Source organism: Borrelia turicatae 91E135, assembly GCF_000012085.2.
GTDB lineage: Bacteria > Spirochaetota > Spirochaetia > Borreliales > Borreliaceae > Borrelia > Borrelia turicatae.
Window position 1 is genome coordinate 577093 of the sequence record NC_008710.1, and the last position, 14594, is coordinate 591686.

At 29.9% G+C, this 14594-nt stretch carries 14 protein-coding genes and 1 tRNA gene; 10 read left to right on the top strand and 5 right to left on the bottom strand.

The window, feature by feature from the left end:
* Complete coding sequence (crr, locus tag BT0_RS02805) at positions 1-570, top strand: PTS glucose transporter subunit IIA (protein ID WP_011772501.1); 570 nt, start codon at positions 1-3, stop codon at positions 568-570.
* Between the two features lie 33 nt (positions 571-603).
* On the opposite strand, the gene htpG is transcribed toward crr, so the two are convergent.
* Positions 604-2451, bottom strand: coding sequence for a molecular chaperone HtpG (gene htpG / locus BT0_RS02810; RefSeq protein WP_011772502.1), 1848 nt, complete (start codon positions 2449-2451; stop codon positions 604-606).
* Between the two features lie 120 nt (positions 2452-2571).
* Between htpG and gnd the strand changes: the two genes are divergently transcribed.
* Positions 2572-3966, top strand: coding sequence for a decarboxylating NADP(+)-dependent phosphogluconate dehydrogenase (gene gnd, locus BT0_RS02815; protein ID WP_011772503.1), 1395 nt, complete (start codon positions 2572-2574; stop codon positions 3964-3966).
* A 14-nt stretch (positions 3967-3980) separates the two neighbouring features.
* Here the strand turns inward: gnd and BT0_RS02820 are convergent, their stop codons facing one another.
* On the bottom strand, positions 3981-4520 hold the full coding sequence (locus BT0_RS02820; protein ID WP_011772504.1) for a BAPKO_0422 family outer member beta-barrel protein: 540 nt from the start codon (positions 4518-4520) through the stop codon (positions 3981-3983).
* Positions 4521-4649: 129 nt separating this feature from the next.
* Positions 4650-5165: a BAPKO_0422 family outer member beta-barrel protein gene (locus BT0_RS02825; RefSeq protein WP_011772505.1), complete on the bottom strand. Its 516-nt coding sequence runs from the start codon at positions 5163-5165 to the stop codon at positions 4650-4652.
* A gap of 122 nt (positions 5166-5287) precedes the next feature.
* Here BT0_RS02825 and BT0_RS02830 point away from each other — a divergent pair, with 122 nt between their 5' ends.
* The gene (locus BT0_RS02830) at positions 5288-5539 is read left to right on the top strand and encodes a hypothetical protein (RefSeq protein ID WP_041178496.1); all 252 of its coding nucleotides are present in this window, start codon (positions 5288-5290) and stop codon (positions 5537-5539) included.
* 18 nt (positions 5540-5557) lie between these two features.
* Here BT0_RS02830 and BT0_RS02835 read toward each other — a convergent pair whose 3' ends face one another.
* Complete coding sequence (locus BT0_RS02835; RefSeq protein WP_011772506.1) at positions 5558-6073, bottom strand: DUF3996 domain-containing protein; 516 nt, start codon at positions 6071-6073, stop codon at positions 5558-5560.
* Between the two features lie 484 nt (positions 6074-6557).
* On the opposite strand from BT0_RS02835, the gene BT0_RS02840 reads away from it, so the two are divergent.
* From BT0_RS02840 to BT0_RS02870, 7 genes are read left to right on the top strand one after another with little or no spacing between them, the layout of a single operon-like run.
* Complete coding sequence (locus BT0_RS02840; RefSeq protein WP_011772507.1) at positions 6558-7094, top strand: chemotaxis protein CheW; 537 nt, start codon at positions 6558-6560, stop codon at positions 7092-7094.
* A 14-nt stretch (positions 7095-7108) separates the two neighbouring features.
* Positions 7109-7420, top strand: coding sequence for an STAS domain-containing protein (locus BT0_RS02845; protein ID WP_011772508.1), 312 nt, complete (start codon positions 7109-7111; stop codon positions 7418-7420).
* A gap of 23 nt (positions 7421-7443) precedes the next feature.
* Positions 7444-9597, top strand: coding sequence for a chemotaxis protein CheA (locus BT0_RS02850; RefSeq protein ID WP_011772509.1), 2154 nt, complete (start codon positions 7444-7446; stop codon positions 9595-9597).
* 48 nt (positions 9598-9645) lie between these two features.
* Positions 9646-10797, top strand: a complete 1152-nt coding sequence (locus BT0_RS02855; RefSeq protein ID WP_011772510.1) for a CheB methylesterase domain-containing protein — start codon at positions 9646-9648, stop codon at positions 10795-10797.
* Positions 10797-12569 carry a hypothetical protein gene (locus tag BT0_RS02860; RefSeq protein WP_011772511.1) on the top strand — a complete coding sequence of 591 codons (1773 nt, stop codon included), beginning with the start codon at positions 10797-10799 and terminating at the stop codon, positions 12567-12569. The genes BT0_RS02855 and BT0_RS02860 overlap by 1 nt, the downstream gene beginning before the upstream one ends.
* Before the next feature lie 37 nt (positions 12570-12606).
* The gene (locus tag BT0_RS02865; protein ID WP_011772512.1) at positions 12607-12981 is read left to right on the top strand and encodes a response regulator; all 375 of its coding nucleotides are present in this window, start codon (positions 12607-12609) and stop codon (positions 12979-12981) included.
* Between the two features lie 46 nt (positions 12982-13027).
* Complete coding sequence (locus BT0_RS02870; RefSeq protein WP_041178497.1) at positions 13028-14371, top strand: Sapep family Mn(2+)-dependent dipeptidase; 1344 nt, start codon at positions 13028-13030, stop codon at positions 14369-14371.
* Between the two features lie 132 nt (positions 14372-14503).
* Here BT0_RS02870 and BT0_RS02875 read toward each other — a convergent pair.
* Positions 14504-14587, bottom strand: a tRNA-Leu gene (locus BT0_RS02875).
* Between the last annotated feature and the right edge of the window lie 7 nt (positions 14588-14594).

Consider the following 14594-nt stretch of genomic DNA (forward strand, 5'->3'; position numbering starts at 1 on the left):
ATGGGTTTTTTGGGTTTTTTTAAAAAGTCCGCTACTTTGGATTTAATAGCGCCTGTTAGTGGAAAAGTTGTTTCAATTGATAAAGTGCCAGATGAAGCTTTTGCTGAGAAGATAGTTGGCGACGGAATTGCAATTATGCCAACTGGAAGTGAGTTGGTTGCACCTTGTGATGGAAATATTGGTAAAATTTTCAAAACTAATCATGCTTTTAGCCTTGAAACTAAAGAGGGTGTTGAAATTTTTGTGCATTTTGGTATTAATACTCTTAATTTGAATGGTAAGGGTTTTACAAGAGTTGCCGAGGAGGGTATGAGCGTCAAACAAGGTGATGTTATTATTAGATTGGACCTTGAGTATTTAAAGGCTCATGCAGAGTCAGTAGTTACGCCTGTTGTTATTGCAAATTCTGATGAAGTTTCAAGCATTGAGTATGTGTTTGGAAAGCTTGATGATGGTTCTGAATATATTGTACCTTCTTCTACTACTTTAACTGAGGACATTAAAACTAAGATATCTCAGACTAATCCTGTTGAGGCAGGCAAAGATTTGGTTCTTAGAGTTAAAAAGTAAGTTCGCAAGCTTATGCTTGCGAACTTACTCTCATTATATGTTTTGTTCTAACATTTCATTTATTATGTTTATAAATTGACGTGGGTTTTTGCTTTGTAGACCGGAAGTTATCATTGCTTCTTCAAAAAGAATAATGCTTATTTTTTCCAAGTTTATATCATCTAGATTTTTTAAATTTTGAATGATTTTATTGTTTGGATTGAGTTCAAGAATAGGTTTTATTTCTTTAACCTCTTGTCCCATTGATATCATAATTCTTTGCATTTGATAAGTGGGGTCAGCACTATCAATTATTATTGCTGATGGTTCTTGTGTTAACGTTGCTGATAGTGATACATCTTTGACATGATTTTTAAGTATTGTTTTTACTTTAAGTAGGATGTCTTTGAATTCTTCTTCCATTTGTTTGAAATTTTCATCTTTTAGTTCGTCACTTGTTTCGTTTTTGTTTATTGCTTTTAATTTTATGCCATCATATTCTGTGATGAAATTTAAAATTGCCTCATCAAGTTCATCATCCATAATGAGAGTTTCATATCCTTTTTCTTTGTAAGCAGTTACAATTGGATTGATTTTAAGTATATTTTCTTTCCCTCCGGTTATATAGTATATGCTTTTTTGTTCCTCAGGCATTCTCTCTTTGTATTCTCTTAAAGATACAAGTCCATCTACGTGAGAAGACTTAAATCTAATTAAGGATATAAGTTTGCTTCTGTTATCAAAGTCAGAATAAACCCCTTCTTTTAAACATCTTCCAAATTCTTTGGAAAATTCATTGAATTTAGAATTATCTGACTCACTTAGCTTTTCAAGTTCACTAAGTATCTTCTTTACAGAAGATGCCTTTATTTTGGCTAATATTTTGTTTTGCTGCAAAATTTCTCTACTTACATTGAGGGGCAAGTCTTGACAATCTATTATTCCCTTTATGAATCTTAAGTAATTTGGAAGTAAGCTGTCTGCAGAATCTGTGATAAAAATTCTATTTATGAATAATTTTACACCAGGTTTAGTGTTTGGGTAGTACAGATCATAGGGAGCTTTGCTTGGAACATAAAAAAGATTTGTATACTCAATACTTCCTTCTGCTTTTGTATGAATATGAATTAATGGATTTTCATAATCAAAGGTTAGATTTTTATAAAATTCATTGTATTCTTCATCAGTGATTTCATTTTTATTTTTTATCCAAATTGCTGTTGTATCATTTAATTTATCTTCCTTTTCTTCAAATCCTTCTTGTTTACCATCCTTCATCAAGGGTTCTTTGTACTTGATGAAGATAGGATAACTTATGTGATTTGAATATTTTTTGATAATCTCTTGGATTTTCCATTTGTTGGTATACTCAATTCCTTCTTCGTTAAGATAAAGGGTTATTTCAGTTCCATATTCATCTTTTTCTGCCTTATTTATTTCATATCCTGTTTTGCCGTCACTAGACCAGAGATAGGCAGTATCTTCCAATGCTTTTTTTGTTACAAGTTCAACTTTGTTTGCGACAATAAAAGCACTGTAAAATCCAACTCCAAACTGCCCAATTAAGCTTGCTGTATTTTTCTCATCTTTTTTTAGGTTTTTTATAAATTCTTTAGTTCCTGATTTTGCAATTGTACCAAGATGATTAATCAGGTCTTCTCTGTTCATCCCAATACCATTGTCTTTTATTTTAATGAGTTTTTCGTCAAAGCTTATTTCTATTTTTGGATCTAGTTTGATATCCTTGAATTTTTCGTTTGTTAAGTTTAAAAATTTAAGCTTATCAATGGCATCAGAGGCATTTGATATTAATTCTCGTAAAAATATTTCTTTATGAGAATAAAGAGAATGTATGATTAAATAAAGTAAATCATTAACCTCTGTATCAAATTGTTTTTTCATAGAATTCTCCTGTCTTGCATTTGTTTTAATCTTTACTTTTTTTATAATATAACATAATCTAAAAATAATGAATAAAGTAAATTTGTCTGTAATAAAAAAATTAGGGTAGAGGATAGTGCAATGGATATTGGTATTTATGGGCTAGGAGTTATGGGAAGTAATTTGGCGTTAAATATTGCTGATAGCGGTTTTAATGTTTCTGTTTATAATAGAGATAATGATAAAACAGAAGTTTTCCTTGTAAACGATGCTCATAAAAAGATTAATGGATTTAAAAATATTGAGGATTTTATTGGAAGTTTAAAAAAACCTAGAAAGATCATTTTAATGATATCAAGTTCAGCTGTTGATGAAGTCATTGAACAAATTTTACCTTTAGTTGAAAAATTCGATATTATTATTGATGGTGGAAATTCTCATTATAAAGATACAATAAAGAGAGAGAAAGAATTATCTTCTAAGGATGTTTATTTTGTTGGACTTGGAATTTCAGGTGGTGAAAAGGGTGCAAGATTTGGACCTTCGTTGATGTATGGTGGGAGCAAAAAAGCTTATGGATTAATTGAGCCTATTTTAAATAAGATAGCTGCTAAGACAAATATGGGAGATATTTGTTCTGCTTATGTTGGTGAGAGTGGAGCTGGACATTATGTAAAGATGGTTCACAATGGAATTGAATATGCAGATATGCAACTTATTTGTGAGTCATATTTTTTTATGAAGAGAGCTTTTAATTTAGATAATTTAAAAATTTCCGAAGTATTTGACAAGTGGGGAGAAGGTGATCTCTCTAGTTATTTAATAGAAATAACATCTAAAATTTTAAAATATAAGGAAAATAATGAATATTTACTTGATAAGATTTTAGATGTTGCAAATCAAAAAGGTACTGGGAAGTGGGTATCAATTGAAGCTTTGCAATTAAATGTGCCAGCAAATTTAATTTTTGAGTCTGTGTTTGCAAGGTTTTTGTCGGGATTAAAACATGAACGAGTAATTGCTAGTGACATTCTTAAAATGGACGTGGATTCTGTTGAATTTGATTTGAGTGATTGGATTTTAGATCTCTATTATGCTCTTTTGGTTTCCAAAATACTAGCTTATGCTCAGGGTTTTATGATGCTTAAGAGTGCATCTGTTAATTATTCTTGGGACTTGAACTTGGGAAAGATTTCTTTGATTTGGAGAGAGGGTTGTATAATTAAAAGTGTTTTCTTAGAGAAGATTAAATTGGCTTATGATAAGAATCCACATCTTATTAATTTAATTTTTGATGATTATTTTTTAGATATAATAAGAAATTATCATAAGTCTTTAAGGCGAATAGTCTCAAGGGCTAGTGAAATTGGGATACCTTTGCCAGCATTTTATGCAAGTCTGTCTTTTCTAGATTCTTATTCTACTAATTATTTACCAGCCAATTTAATTCAGGCCCAAAGAGATTTCTTTGGTGCACATAGTTTTGAAAGAATTGATTCAAAGAGAGGTGAATTTTTTCATAGTACTTGGGAATAATTTGAGATTGGTGTTTAAATATAATATTTAATGAATATTCCACCTATTATATTTGTTTTAAGTCCTGCATAGAGGTAGTGATATGCAATGGATTTTGCGTTTGATACAAATTCTATTGAAGGTGCTATTTTAAGACCTACTTCTATTTGTTCTGTTAAATCATAAAAAATAGCTATTGGAATTCGAAATCCAAATCCTATTTCCATGTTTATGAAATTTGATTTGTTAGATGATATGTGTATGTTTCCCCCAATTCCTGTACCAATAGATAATTTTTCTATTAATGGTATTGTTAATATTAGATCTAAGGCTGAGAGTACAAATATGTTAAAATCATATTTTTTTGATTTGAGTTTGTCTTCTGACAGATTAATACCATTAGTTCCTCCATAACCTATTTCAAGATCTATAAATGGGAATGACATAATATAATTAAATATTGGGTTTCCAATGCTTCCTCCAAATCCTATTTTTCTATCTGAATATGAGCTTTTTCCAAATGCACCGCCCCATATGTTTAGTGTTAGTATTGCTATTAGCACTAATTTCTGCATTAAATCTCCAATAATTAATGTTTCTATATCATTATATTTGATTTTTGATGATTAATAAAATTTTATAGGATGAATTCTGTTGATTTAATTTTTATTTAAAATTTGAAGTGTTTATAATTCTGTTTATTTTTATGCAAACCAAAGTCTCATACCAAGCCCAGCAAATGCTTCCCATTTTTGTTTTGGATTTCCACCACCAATACCCCAAATATTGATACCCGGTCCTGTTTTTAAAAATATGTCAAAATTTTTTTTGATAATTGGTAAATTTAGGGTGAGCGATATTCTAATTCCTATATTTGTCGAATTATACGTTTTGCGGGTATTTTGCCATTCAGGTATCCACCATAACCCATAAATTCCGATTCCCAGTGAAGCATCTATCGCTTTAGATTGTTCTGACGAATCTGATGAGAGTGCAGTAAACTCTAGGGAAGCAAATAATGTATTGAAATTGTTGAATAAATTTTTTAATCCGTTATAAATTCCAATTTCTATTGTGATGTTTTTACCTAAAACTAGTTGAAATGCGTTTGATAATGGCCCTAGTATTCCAATTCCGAAATAGCCTTTATTTGTGTGAGACTCTTTTGCTGAAACATTAAAGTAGTTTATTAGTAATAAGATTAAGATTATTTTTTTCATGTACTGATAAATCCTCTCATTTTTTAAGTATATACTCGATTGTTTTTAAAGGGAAGTAATAGTATGAATTGTCATTTTTAAATCAAATTATATATTTAAAAATTTCAGTAAGTTAAATATTTATGATTTGTGAGCGTTTTGTCAAATATTGTTCTAATGTCAATAATCTTTATAATTTCAGTTTGGTTTTAAGTTATGAAATGAAATTTGTTATTGATGATTTTCAATATACATATTATTTAAATCGTGTATGGTTTTGGGATAATATCAGTTTTTTGGGAGTGGGATCATTTGATGTTTTTGAGCATATGTTGAAATTTTATTTTGATATTTTACTTAATTTGTCAAGAGAAATACTTAAGTACTTCTCTTGATGTGATAAGCAGTTATTTTTATGCAAACCAAAGTCTCATACCAAGTCCGGCAAATACCTCCCATCTAAATCCAACTCCTCTACTCCAAATATTTAATCCAAGACCAGGTGCTACTTTTAAGAATATATCAAATTTTTTTCTGGCTATTGCAAGATTTAGGATCAGTGGTAATCTTGCTCCTAAGCTCATTGGTCCACTATTTATTTTATTATTGCTCCATCTTGAGAACCATATTGTTCCATATCCACCGCCTCCAACAGCAAAGTCTAGCATGTTATCTGCTCCTGCAAAAGTATGTATATAAAAGATGTAGTCTATTGCAAGGAATAAAGTTTTCCAATCCTTAAAAAAGTTGTTTGTCCCACTGTAGGCACCTAAGTCTATGTCAAAATTTCCAATATTGAATTCTAATGCAATTGGAAATGGCAGTAAAATTCCCATACCAAATTTGTTTCTTGCTGTTGATGTTGAATTTGCAAAAGCAGATATTGATACTAACATAAACATTAAAGCAAGCATGTTCTTTGTTTTCATAAGTTGTTTTCCTTTATTATAAATTTTAATATAAATTTTAATTCTGGATTGATGTAATTCAATAGGTTTGTAATAAATAGAAAGCGTTTCTTATCATTTATTGTTTATCCAATTGTTGTCCATACCCAAGTCTTCCTTTTATGGAAAATTGCTATTATTTGACTAATAAGAGTGAATTTTAATAATTCATGACCATTGTGAAAGTTTGATTATGGTTTTGCTTGGATTGTTTCAAATGTCCTTTTGTGAGTGTTGTTTATAGAAACCAAGTTATCAGGTATTATTGTTTCTAGTAACTTAAAGTGATGAACATTTATATTTTTACTTATATTATGTATGATGTTTGAACATTGTTTTATATTTGTTTAGTATTGAAATTTTTGATTTATAATTGATACATGTGAATATGTGAGATATGTGAAGTTTGAATAAAACTTATGGAGTGTTCTATTTATATTATTAGTTATATTATTAAGAGGCATTTATGGAATTAGAAACCGATTTACAGGGTACATTAAATCAGTATCTTTTGTTTAGTTTAGATGAGCTTTATGCGATTGAAATTAAATATGTTGTTGAAGTCTTAGAGTATACTAAAATCTCAAAAATACCAAGAACCCCTGATTATATGGCAGGGATAATCAATAATAGAGGAAAAATAGTTCCAGTAATTGATATTAGAAAGCAATTTGGTATGCAAGATCGTAAAGTTAGTGATGATGGGCTTAAGAAAAAAGACGTTGATATTTCGAATATCATTATATTAAATTTGATATATGAAGGTGATGAATTGAATCTTGGAATTTTGGTAGATTATGTTAATGAGGTTCTTGAACTAAATTTATCCGATATTGATGAGGCTCCAAAGATTGGTACGGGATTTAATTCGAGATTTATATCTGGAATTGGTAAGCGTAATAATAAATTTATTATTATTCTTGATGTAGAGAATCTGTTTGATATTAAAGAACTCTCCAGTTTTAAAAATACTACAATATATGATCCTGATTGTGATCAATAGGAGTTTTACGTGTTATGATTTATAATCCAGAAGGAGAACTTGTAGTAAACAGCATCTTTAAAGTTAAAGAAGATCTTTTAAATATTCTTAAAGAGATGAAAGAAGAAGAGACGCTGGTAATGAATCTTTCAAATGTAGAGAAAATAGATGTTACTTTTATACAAATTTTGTATGCTTCAAATAAATATGCTAAAGATAGAAATTTATTTATAAAGATAGAATATCCATCTGATGAAGTTTTAAGTTCATTGATATATGGTGGATTTTTAAATGATATTGAGGATATTGATCACTTAGATTTAGGCCTTAGTTTAATTGAATTTTAGTTTTATGTATTTAAGGGCAATTTATGAATAGTAGTGATATGATAGATAAATTTAAAGATTCTTTTAAAGAGGAGTCTATAGAGAATATTTCAGATATTGAGCATGCACTTCTTAATATTGAGTTTGAATCGGGAAAAGAGGTTGTCAATTCTATTTTTAGAAATTTTCATACAATCAAGGGTAGTGCAGGAATGTTTGGTTTTAATTTAACAGCTTCTCTTGTTCATGAAATAGAAACGGTTCTTGATCCTATAAAGGAAGGTTCTGATGAATTTAATCAGGATACTGTTGATGCTACTTTAATGGCAGTTGATTTTATTCGTGAACTAATTGAAGGAGATGAGGCTATTGATGAGAGTGCATATAAAAATCGTGAAAAAATTTTGATAGATACAATCAAAAAAGGATTTGGACTTGGTGTTGATGTTGGGTTAAATACTGATTCAGTTTTAAGTTCTACTGGAGGAGATCAGATAAGTTTATCTAATGATTTGGATTCACAAGGAGCTTTCTTGGATGCATCTTTGGAGCAAGGTAAATTTGAGGATGAAGCTTTAAATGTTGAGACTAAAATTTATAAAATTCTTTTTTCGCCTTCAAGGGGAATTTTATTTCATGGGCACAAACCAATCAATTTTTTAAAAAAATTATTAAATTTAGGAAATGGACAAGTTAGGGCTAGGGTAAAAAACATTCCCGACTTGGAATTAATGTCTCCTGATAATGTTTATGTTGAGTGGGAAGTCAAGCTAGAGACAGAAGAGAGTAAAAGTTCTATAGAAGATATTTTTATGTTTTTGGATGGACAGTCAAAATTTGTTGTTGAAGAAGTTGATTCATCTTATGATATGCCTGAGGCCTTTGAGCTTGATTCCTTAGTAAATAATTTAGATAAAGGTGTTGATGAAGTCTGCTCTAAAGAAAAACAGAATTCATCAAAAACAGAAGAGATATTTAATAAAACGGCTCTTAAGGGTGGAGCTAATTTTAATGATGATACTGCTAAAAGTAAAGTAAACATTGCAAGTATTAAGGTTGATTCAAAAAAATTGGATCATTTGGTCAATCTTGTTGGTGAACTTGTTACGATTCAATCTAAGCTTGCAAAGGAAGCTGAGAGTAGTAATAATAATATTTTAAATTCAATTTCAGCTGAATTTTCTTTGCTTATTAATGAGCTTAGAGATTATACCACAGGACTTAGAACAGTTCCTATTGAGATTTTATTTGTCAAATTTCAAAGAATAGTTAAAGATTTATCTGCTCAACTTGGCAAATCAATTCGTTATCATTCACAAGGTGGTGATACTGTTCTTGATAAAAGTATTATTGAAAGATTAAATGAACCTTTAGTGCATTTAATAAGGAATGCAATTGATCATGGAATTGAACCGGCAGAAGAGAGAATAGAGGCAGGAAAAGATCCGCAAGGTGTCATTAAGCTTTCTGCGCATCAATCAGGTGATTCTGTGATTATTATTATTGAAGATGATGGTAGAGGACTTAATAAGCGTAAAATAATTAAGAGAGCTATAGAGAGATATATAATATCTGATGCTGTTTCAAGGACTTTATCAGATGTGGATATTTATAATTTAATTTTTGAACCGGGATTTTCAACAGCTGATGTTGTGACAAATGTATCAGGTCGTGGTGTTGGAATGGATGTTGTTAAAAAACAGGTAGAGTCTCTTAGAGGGAATGTGATTCTTGAGAGTGAATTTGGCAAATATACTCGCATAAAGTTAATTTTTCCTTTGACTTTGGCAATTATTGAAGGGTGGCTTGTGAGGGTAAGAGATGAACATTTTATTGTGCCTCTCTCTAGTGTTGAGTCTTGTCTTGAAGCTGATAAATTGATGTCTAAGGTGTGTGGGTTTGAAAATAATAGTAATGTTATGAATTATAGAGGAAGCATGATTAGCTTTATACGTTTGCGAGAATTTTTTGAAATATCTGATGAAGAAAGTGATAGTGAGCATGTTGTTGTTGTTAATGCAAATAGTGGTAAAATAGGAATTGTAGTGGATGAGGTATTAGGACAACATCAGACCGTTATAAAAACTTTAGGTAAAATTTATTCTAAAGTAGAAGGGGTTTCTGGAGCTACAATACTTGGAGATGGTAGTCTAGCCTTAGTAGTTGATATTGATACAATAACCAAGGTTATAAGGTAATATGATTGAACATAATATATTTAACATAATATATTTTGGGCTTTTATAATGAAAATATTGATCATTGATATTCAAGGTCTTATAAGACAGGTTTTTGTTAGAGCTTTTTCTAAGGATTTAAATGTTGAGATATTAAATCCAGGTTCTAATTCTTTAAACCTTATTAATGTTTTTTTACAAAAATTTCCTGATTTGGTTATTGTTGATGAAAATTCTGCCAAGTCTCATTTTGGAAATGCTCTTAATAATGTTCTTAATAATATCTCACTTCCTGTTATTTTTATAGCAGAAGATGAAGTTTATCCACAATTTGGTTTTCTTGAATCTAAGAGAGATAAAATTAAACTAATAATAAATAAACTTAACTTTAAACTTACAGTTAATTTATTTAGAAGTGATTATTTGGATTTAATAAAATCTGAGATCAAGAAACTAGCTGGTAATAAATTTATTGTTTCTTTTGAGACTAAGAGAATAAAAGCCCCTGATTCTTTTGTTAAGTCTGAGAGTAAAAAATCTGAAGGTAGTATTTCTGGTATAACAAGAAGCTATAAGGTTGCCGATGTGATTAATGTTGCTCCTAAGAATGATCCAGATGTTATTCTGAAATATCAAGGTGTTATTAATAAAAATAAAACCGGAAAAGTTATTTTTGTTGGTTCTTCAACTGGTGGTACTGAGGCTTTAAGAGTATTTTTAAAGTTTTTTAAAAGAGACTCTCCTCCAATTGTTATTGTTCAGCATATGCCAGGGGGTTTTACAACATCTTTTGCAAAGAGTTTGAATAATGAGCTTGAAATTGATGTAAAAGAGGCTGAAGATGGAGATATTTTAAGGCCTGGTCTTGTAATAATTGCCAATGGTCATTATCATTTAATTGTGAAGTATGCTAATGGGAACTATTTTGTTAATTTATTAGATGGTCCTTTAGTTAGTAGACATAAGCCTTCTGTTAATGTCTTGTTTCGTTCTGCGGCTATGTATGCTGGAGAAAATGCTATTGGGGTTATGCTTACGGGAATGGGAGATGATGGTGCTTGTTGTATGCTTGAGATGAAGAAAAGTGGTGCATATAACATCGCGCAAGATCAGGTAACGTCTGTGGTATTTGGAATGCCTATGGAGGCAATAAAAATAGGTGCTGTAGATAAGGTTCTTCCTTTAAATAAAATATCTGAATATATTTTAAGGAGATCTTAATGGAAGATGATGGTAAATTTCTGGATATTAATCCGCATATTAATAAATTATTTGTTGAACTTGAGGCTTTTGATAGTCGTTCAAGGCAAGTTTATGCCAGTTTAAGTAAATCAATTCCTAAATTAATAGAAAAACTTTCCAAAGATATTAAAGATTTATCTTTTAATATTGGGTTTATTTCTAATCTTGATATTGATAATGATTATTCTTTGAATAACTTTATCTCTAAAGTAATAAGGGTATTGAATGATTTTGTATCTTATTTTAATTCTTCAACTGAATTGCTTGAAGCACAGTTTGGCGTGATAAGAGATAAGGTTAAAGATATAGAGATTCTTGAAGATGTAATTGAAAAGATGAAAAAAAGTTCTATTGATATGGAAATAATGTCGATTAATACATTGACTGTTGCCATGAGGGCTGGGAGAGCAGGAGGTGCTTTTTCTTATATTACAAATGAGATTAAGACTTTAACTCAATCTATGATTAAGCAAGCAGATCAGCTAACTAGTAGGGGTAGAGATATTAAAGTTGGACTTGATCGTGCTAAGGATCAGGTACTTGAAAATAATACGGCTGAGAATAAAATTCTTGAAGAATTTAAAGATAATTTGATTAAAAATATAGATGAATTTTCAGGGGGTATTGGCGAAGTTATTGCCTTTTATGATAACATATTAGGTATACTTAGTGAGTTTAAATTTAAGTTTGTAAATGCTGTGTCTTATCTACAGTTTCAAGATAGACTTACTCAGTCTTTGTATCATCTAAATATTATGTATTCAAGCATTGATGTTTTTAAGTTTAGAGATACAAGTGAGGTTCAGAAGTTAAAAGTCTTATCTGTTTTTACAAATTCATCCAAAATGATAGTTGGAGATGTTATTGCTAAGTTGGATGAAAATTTGAGGGCTTTTGAAGAATTTATTGACACATCGATTTCTTCTATTCAGGTCATTAATGATTTAAAGTCAGATAATTCTTCATATATTGATATTTCAAGATCAGTTGAATCTTTTTCCGTGATTTTATCGAATTTACTTAAAAGGATTGATGATGTTGAAAAAAATAATTCTAATTTTTTAAATCTTTATTATGAACAGATTAAGCTTGTTAAATCTTTGGAATTAATGTTTTCAAATATTTCAGCTATCTCTTCTAGGTTTCAAAATATTAATATAGCTTCCAAAATAGAGGTTGTAAAGAGGGTTGAACTTGAGGATATGGAAGGTAATATTTCTGAAATGTCAAAAATTATTAGTGATATTGAGCTAAATATTACCAAAGGACGAGAGTTTTTGTCCCAAATAATATTTTTCTTTGAAAAAGTTGTGAAAGATTGCGATAATAGATTTTATCTTGAAAGAAATTATTTTAACAAATTTAAAAAGCTTTTTATGGAGATAAAGAATAATATTTTTGAGATAAAAAAGATTGCTCTTGATCAGGTATTATCCTATGAAATCTTTCCAGTTGATTTTTTAGAAATATTTGAAGAAGTAAAGTTAGGTATTCATAATATTAAGAATTTGAGAATGGATCTTTTAAATCTTGAAAAGACTTTAATGGAAATGGACAATGATATTAATAGTACTCTTGATTTAGAGTTATTGAAAAATGGTCTTAAGTGTGTTGAAATTGAAGATAAGGAATTTATTCGCAGAATTGCTAATAGGTTTACTTTGTTTATTCATAAAAAATATTTATTGTCTCTTATCGAGGATGAAAAGGATGTTCATTCATTTGATGAGGGTAGTGTAATTTTATTCTAACTTTTGTATACTTTTTATGTGGTTTTAGGAGCGTTACATGCAAAAAAGGATTTTGGTTATAGATGACAATAGGGCCATTAGGCAAAGTGTTGCTTACATTTTAGAGCAGAATGGTTTTGGAGTTTCTGAGGCTCAAGATGGGTTAGAGGGTGTATCTAAGTTTAAGGAAGCCGTTGGACAGAGTGATAAAGATTTTGATCTAATTATTACGGATATCAATATGCCTAACTTGGATGGAATAGGGGTGATTAAACAGATAAGGGAGTTTGGAAGTTTTGTTCCAATACTTGTTTTAACTACTGAATCTGAACAGTCAAAAGTTGATGAGGGGCGTAAAGCTGGTGCTACTGGTTGGCTTGTTAAACCTTTCAATCCCGACACTCTTATGCGAACAATATCAAAAATATTTTAGCTTTTATTTTTAAGTTGTCTTAAATTTGTGCTCAAGGTTTAGTTTTATGGATTTTAAGTTAGAAAAACAATTTTATTTCCATTTAGGAGAGTTGATAAAATTTAATAGTGTTAACGCTTCTGCTTTGAAAAATAGGCCTTTTGGGGAACAAATTGATTTATGTTTAGATAAAGTTTTGGAAATAGCTAAAAATATTGGTTTTAAAGTTTATAGGGATCGTGATGGATATTATGGTTTTGCTGATATAGGGCAGGGTGATGAACTTATAGGTATTTTAGCCCACATTGATATTGTTGATGCTGGCAATGTGTCTAATTGGAATTCAAATCCTTTTAAACTTGATTTTAGAGATGGCAAAATATATGCTAGGGGTATTCTAGATGATAAGGGGCCTTTGATGGCTGTTCTTTATGCTTTTAAATTATTAGTCTTAGAGGGGATTTTTTTTAATAAAAGGTTTAGGATAATTTTTGGAACAGATGAAGAGGTGGCATGGCGTTGTATTGAGCAATATAAAATTAAGGAAGAGATTCCTGATTTTGCTTTTACACCCGATGGTGATTTTCCTGTTGTTAATGCTGAGAAAGGGTTATTGCAATTCGATATTATTAGTGATGAGAAGTTTTTTATGGATTTTGAGATTGGAACTGGATATAATGTGATTCCTGATGAGTGTTCTTTTGAGCTTGGTGATTTTAATAAAGATGATTTTAGAATTTTACTTGACAGTTTTGGTGGTAAGATTAGATATAAATTTTTTGAGAACAGTGTTTTAATTCATGGAATTTCTGCCCATGCTTCATTACCTGAACTTGGTGTTAATGTTGCTCCTTATGCACTAAAGATTATTAAATCTTTAGGTGTAAAAGCCAATTTTATTAACTTTTTTGAAGATAGGATCAGTTTTACTATTAATGGTGAGAAACTATTCGGTAAAGTTTTAGAAGATTCGAAATCTGGACAACTTACTCTTTGCTTGACAAAGGTTAAATTGTCTAAGACATCTAATCAAATTTTATCTTTTGATATGAGATATCCTGTAAGTTGTAGACGAGAAGAATTAGTGGATTTGATAAAAAGAACTTTAAATGTATATTCTTTAGATTATCATGAAGTTTCTTTTCTTGATCCTCTTTATGTTGATTCTGATTCAAAGTTTATTGAGTCTTTGATTGAAGTTTATAAAGCCTTTACAGGTGAGAGTAATGTTAGTCCTATTGCTATTGGTGGTGCAACTTATTCCAGAGCTTTAAAAAATTGCGTTGCTTTTGGTCCATTATTTAAAGGCTCAGATAATACAGCTCATAAAACCAATGAGTATATTGATGAGAGTGAACTTATGAATCTTGTTTTAATTTATAAGGATGCTATTAAGAGACTTAATACTTAAAATTTTATCTTTAAAAGGTTTAGTATCAATAATTCAGGTTTATTTTATTAGATTTATTAATATTATTTAGCAGCTGGTTTTTATTTGTAGTCTTTCCGCTGGTAAATATTGTTTCTTATTAAAATAAATTAATACCGGTAGTCGGAGTCGAACCGACACAAGGTTACCCTCATCAGATTTTGAGTCTGACGCGTCTACCAATTCCGCCATACCGGCAATAGTT

Excerpts from the sequence above, each read along its gene's own strand:
- BT0_RS02850 (WP_011772509.1), top strand. The coding sequence starts at position 7,444 with ATGAATAGTAGTGATATGATAGATAAATTTAAAGATTCTTTTAAAGAG.
- BT0_RS02820 (WP_011772504.1), bottom strand. The coding sequence starts at position 4,520 with ATGCAGAAATTAGTGCTAATAGCAATACTAACACTAAACATATGGGGC.
- htpG (WP_011772502.1), bottom strand. The coding sequence starts at position 2,451 with ATGAAAAAACAATTTGATACAGAGGTTAATGATTTACTTTATTTAATC.
- BT0_RS02845 (WP_011772508.1), top strand. The coding sequence starts at position 7,109 with ATGATTTATAATCCAGAAGGAGAACTTGTAGTAAACAGCATCTTTAAA.
- BT0_RS02870 (WP_041178497.1), top strand. The coding sequence starts at position 13,028 with ATGGATTTTAAGTTAGAAAAACAATTTTATTTCCATTTAGGAGAGTTG.
- crr (WP_011772501.1), top strand. The coding sequence starts at position 1 with ATGGGTTTTTTGGGTTTTTTTAAAAAGTCCGCTACTTTGGATTTAATA.
- BT0_RS02865 (WP_011772512.1), top strand. The coding sequence starts at position 12,607 with ATGCAAAAAAGGATTTTGGTTATAGATGACAATAGGGCCATTAGGCAA.
- gnd (WP_011772503.1), top strand. The coding sequence starts at position 2,572 with ATGGATATTGGTATTTATGGGCTAGGAGTTATGGGAAGTAATTTGGCG.
- BT0_RS02840 (WP_011772507.1), top strand. The coding sequence starts at position 6,558 with ATGGAATTAGAAACCGATTTACAGGGTACATTAAATCAGTATCTTTTG.
- BT0_RS02825 (WP_011772505.1), bottom strand. The coding sequence starts at position 5,165 with ATGAAAAAAATAATCTTAATCTTATTACTAATAAACTACTTTAATGTT.
- BT0_RS02855 (WP_011772510.1), top strand. The coding sequence starts at position 9,646 with ATGAAAATATTGATCATTGATATTCAAGGTCTTATAAGACAGGTTTTT.
- BT0_RS02835 (WP_011772506.1), bottom strand. The coding sequence starts at position 6,073 with ATGAAAACAAAGAACATGCTTGCTTTAATGTTTATGTTAGTATCAATA.
- BT0_RS02860 (WP_011772511.1), top strand. The coding sequence starts at position 10,797 with ATGGAAGATGATGGTAAATTTCTGGATATTAATCCGCATATTAATAAA.
- BT0_RS02830 (WP_041178496.1), top strand. The coding sequence starts at position 5,288 with ATGATTTGTGAGCGTTTTGTCAAATATTGTTCTAATGTCAATAATCTT.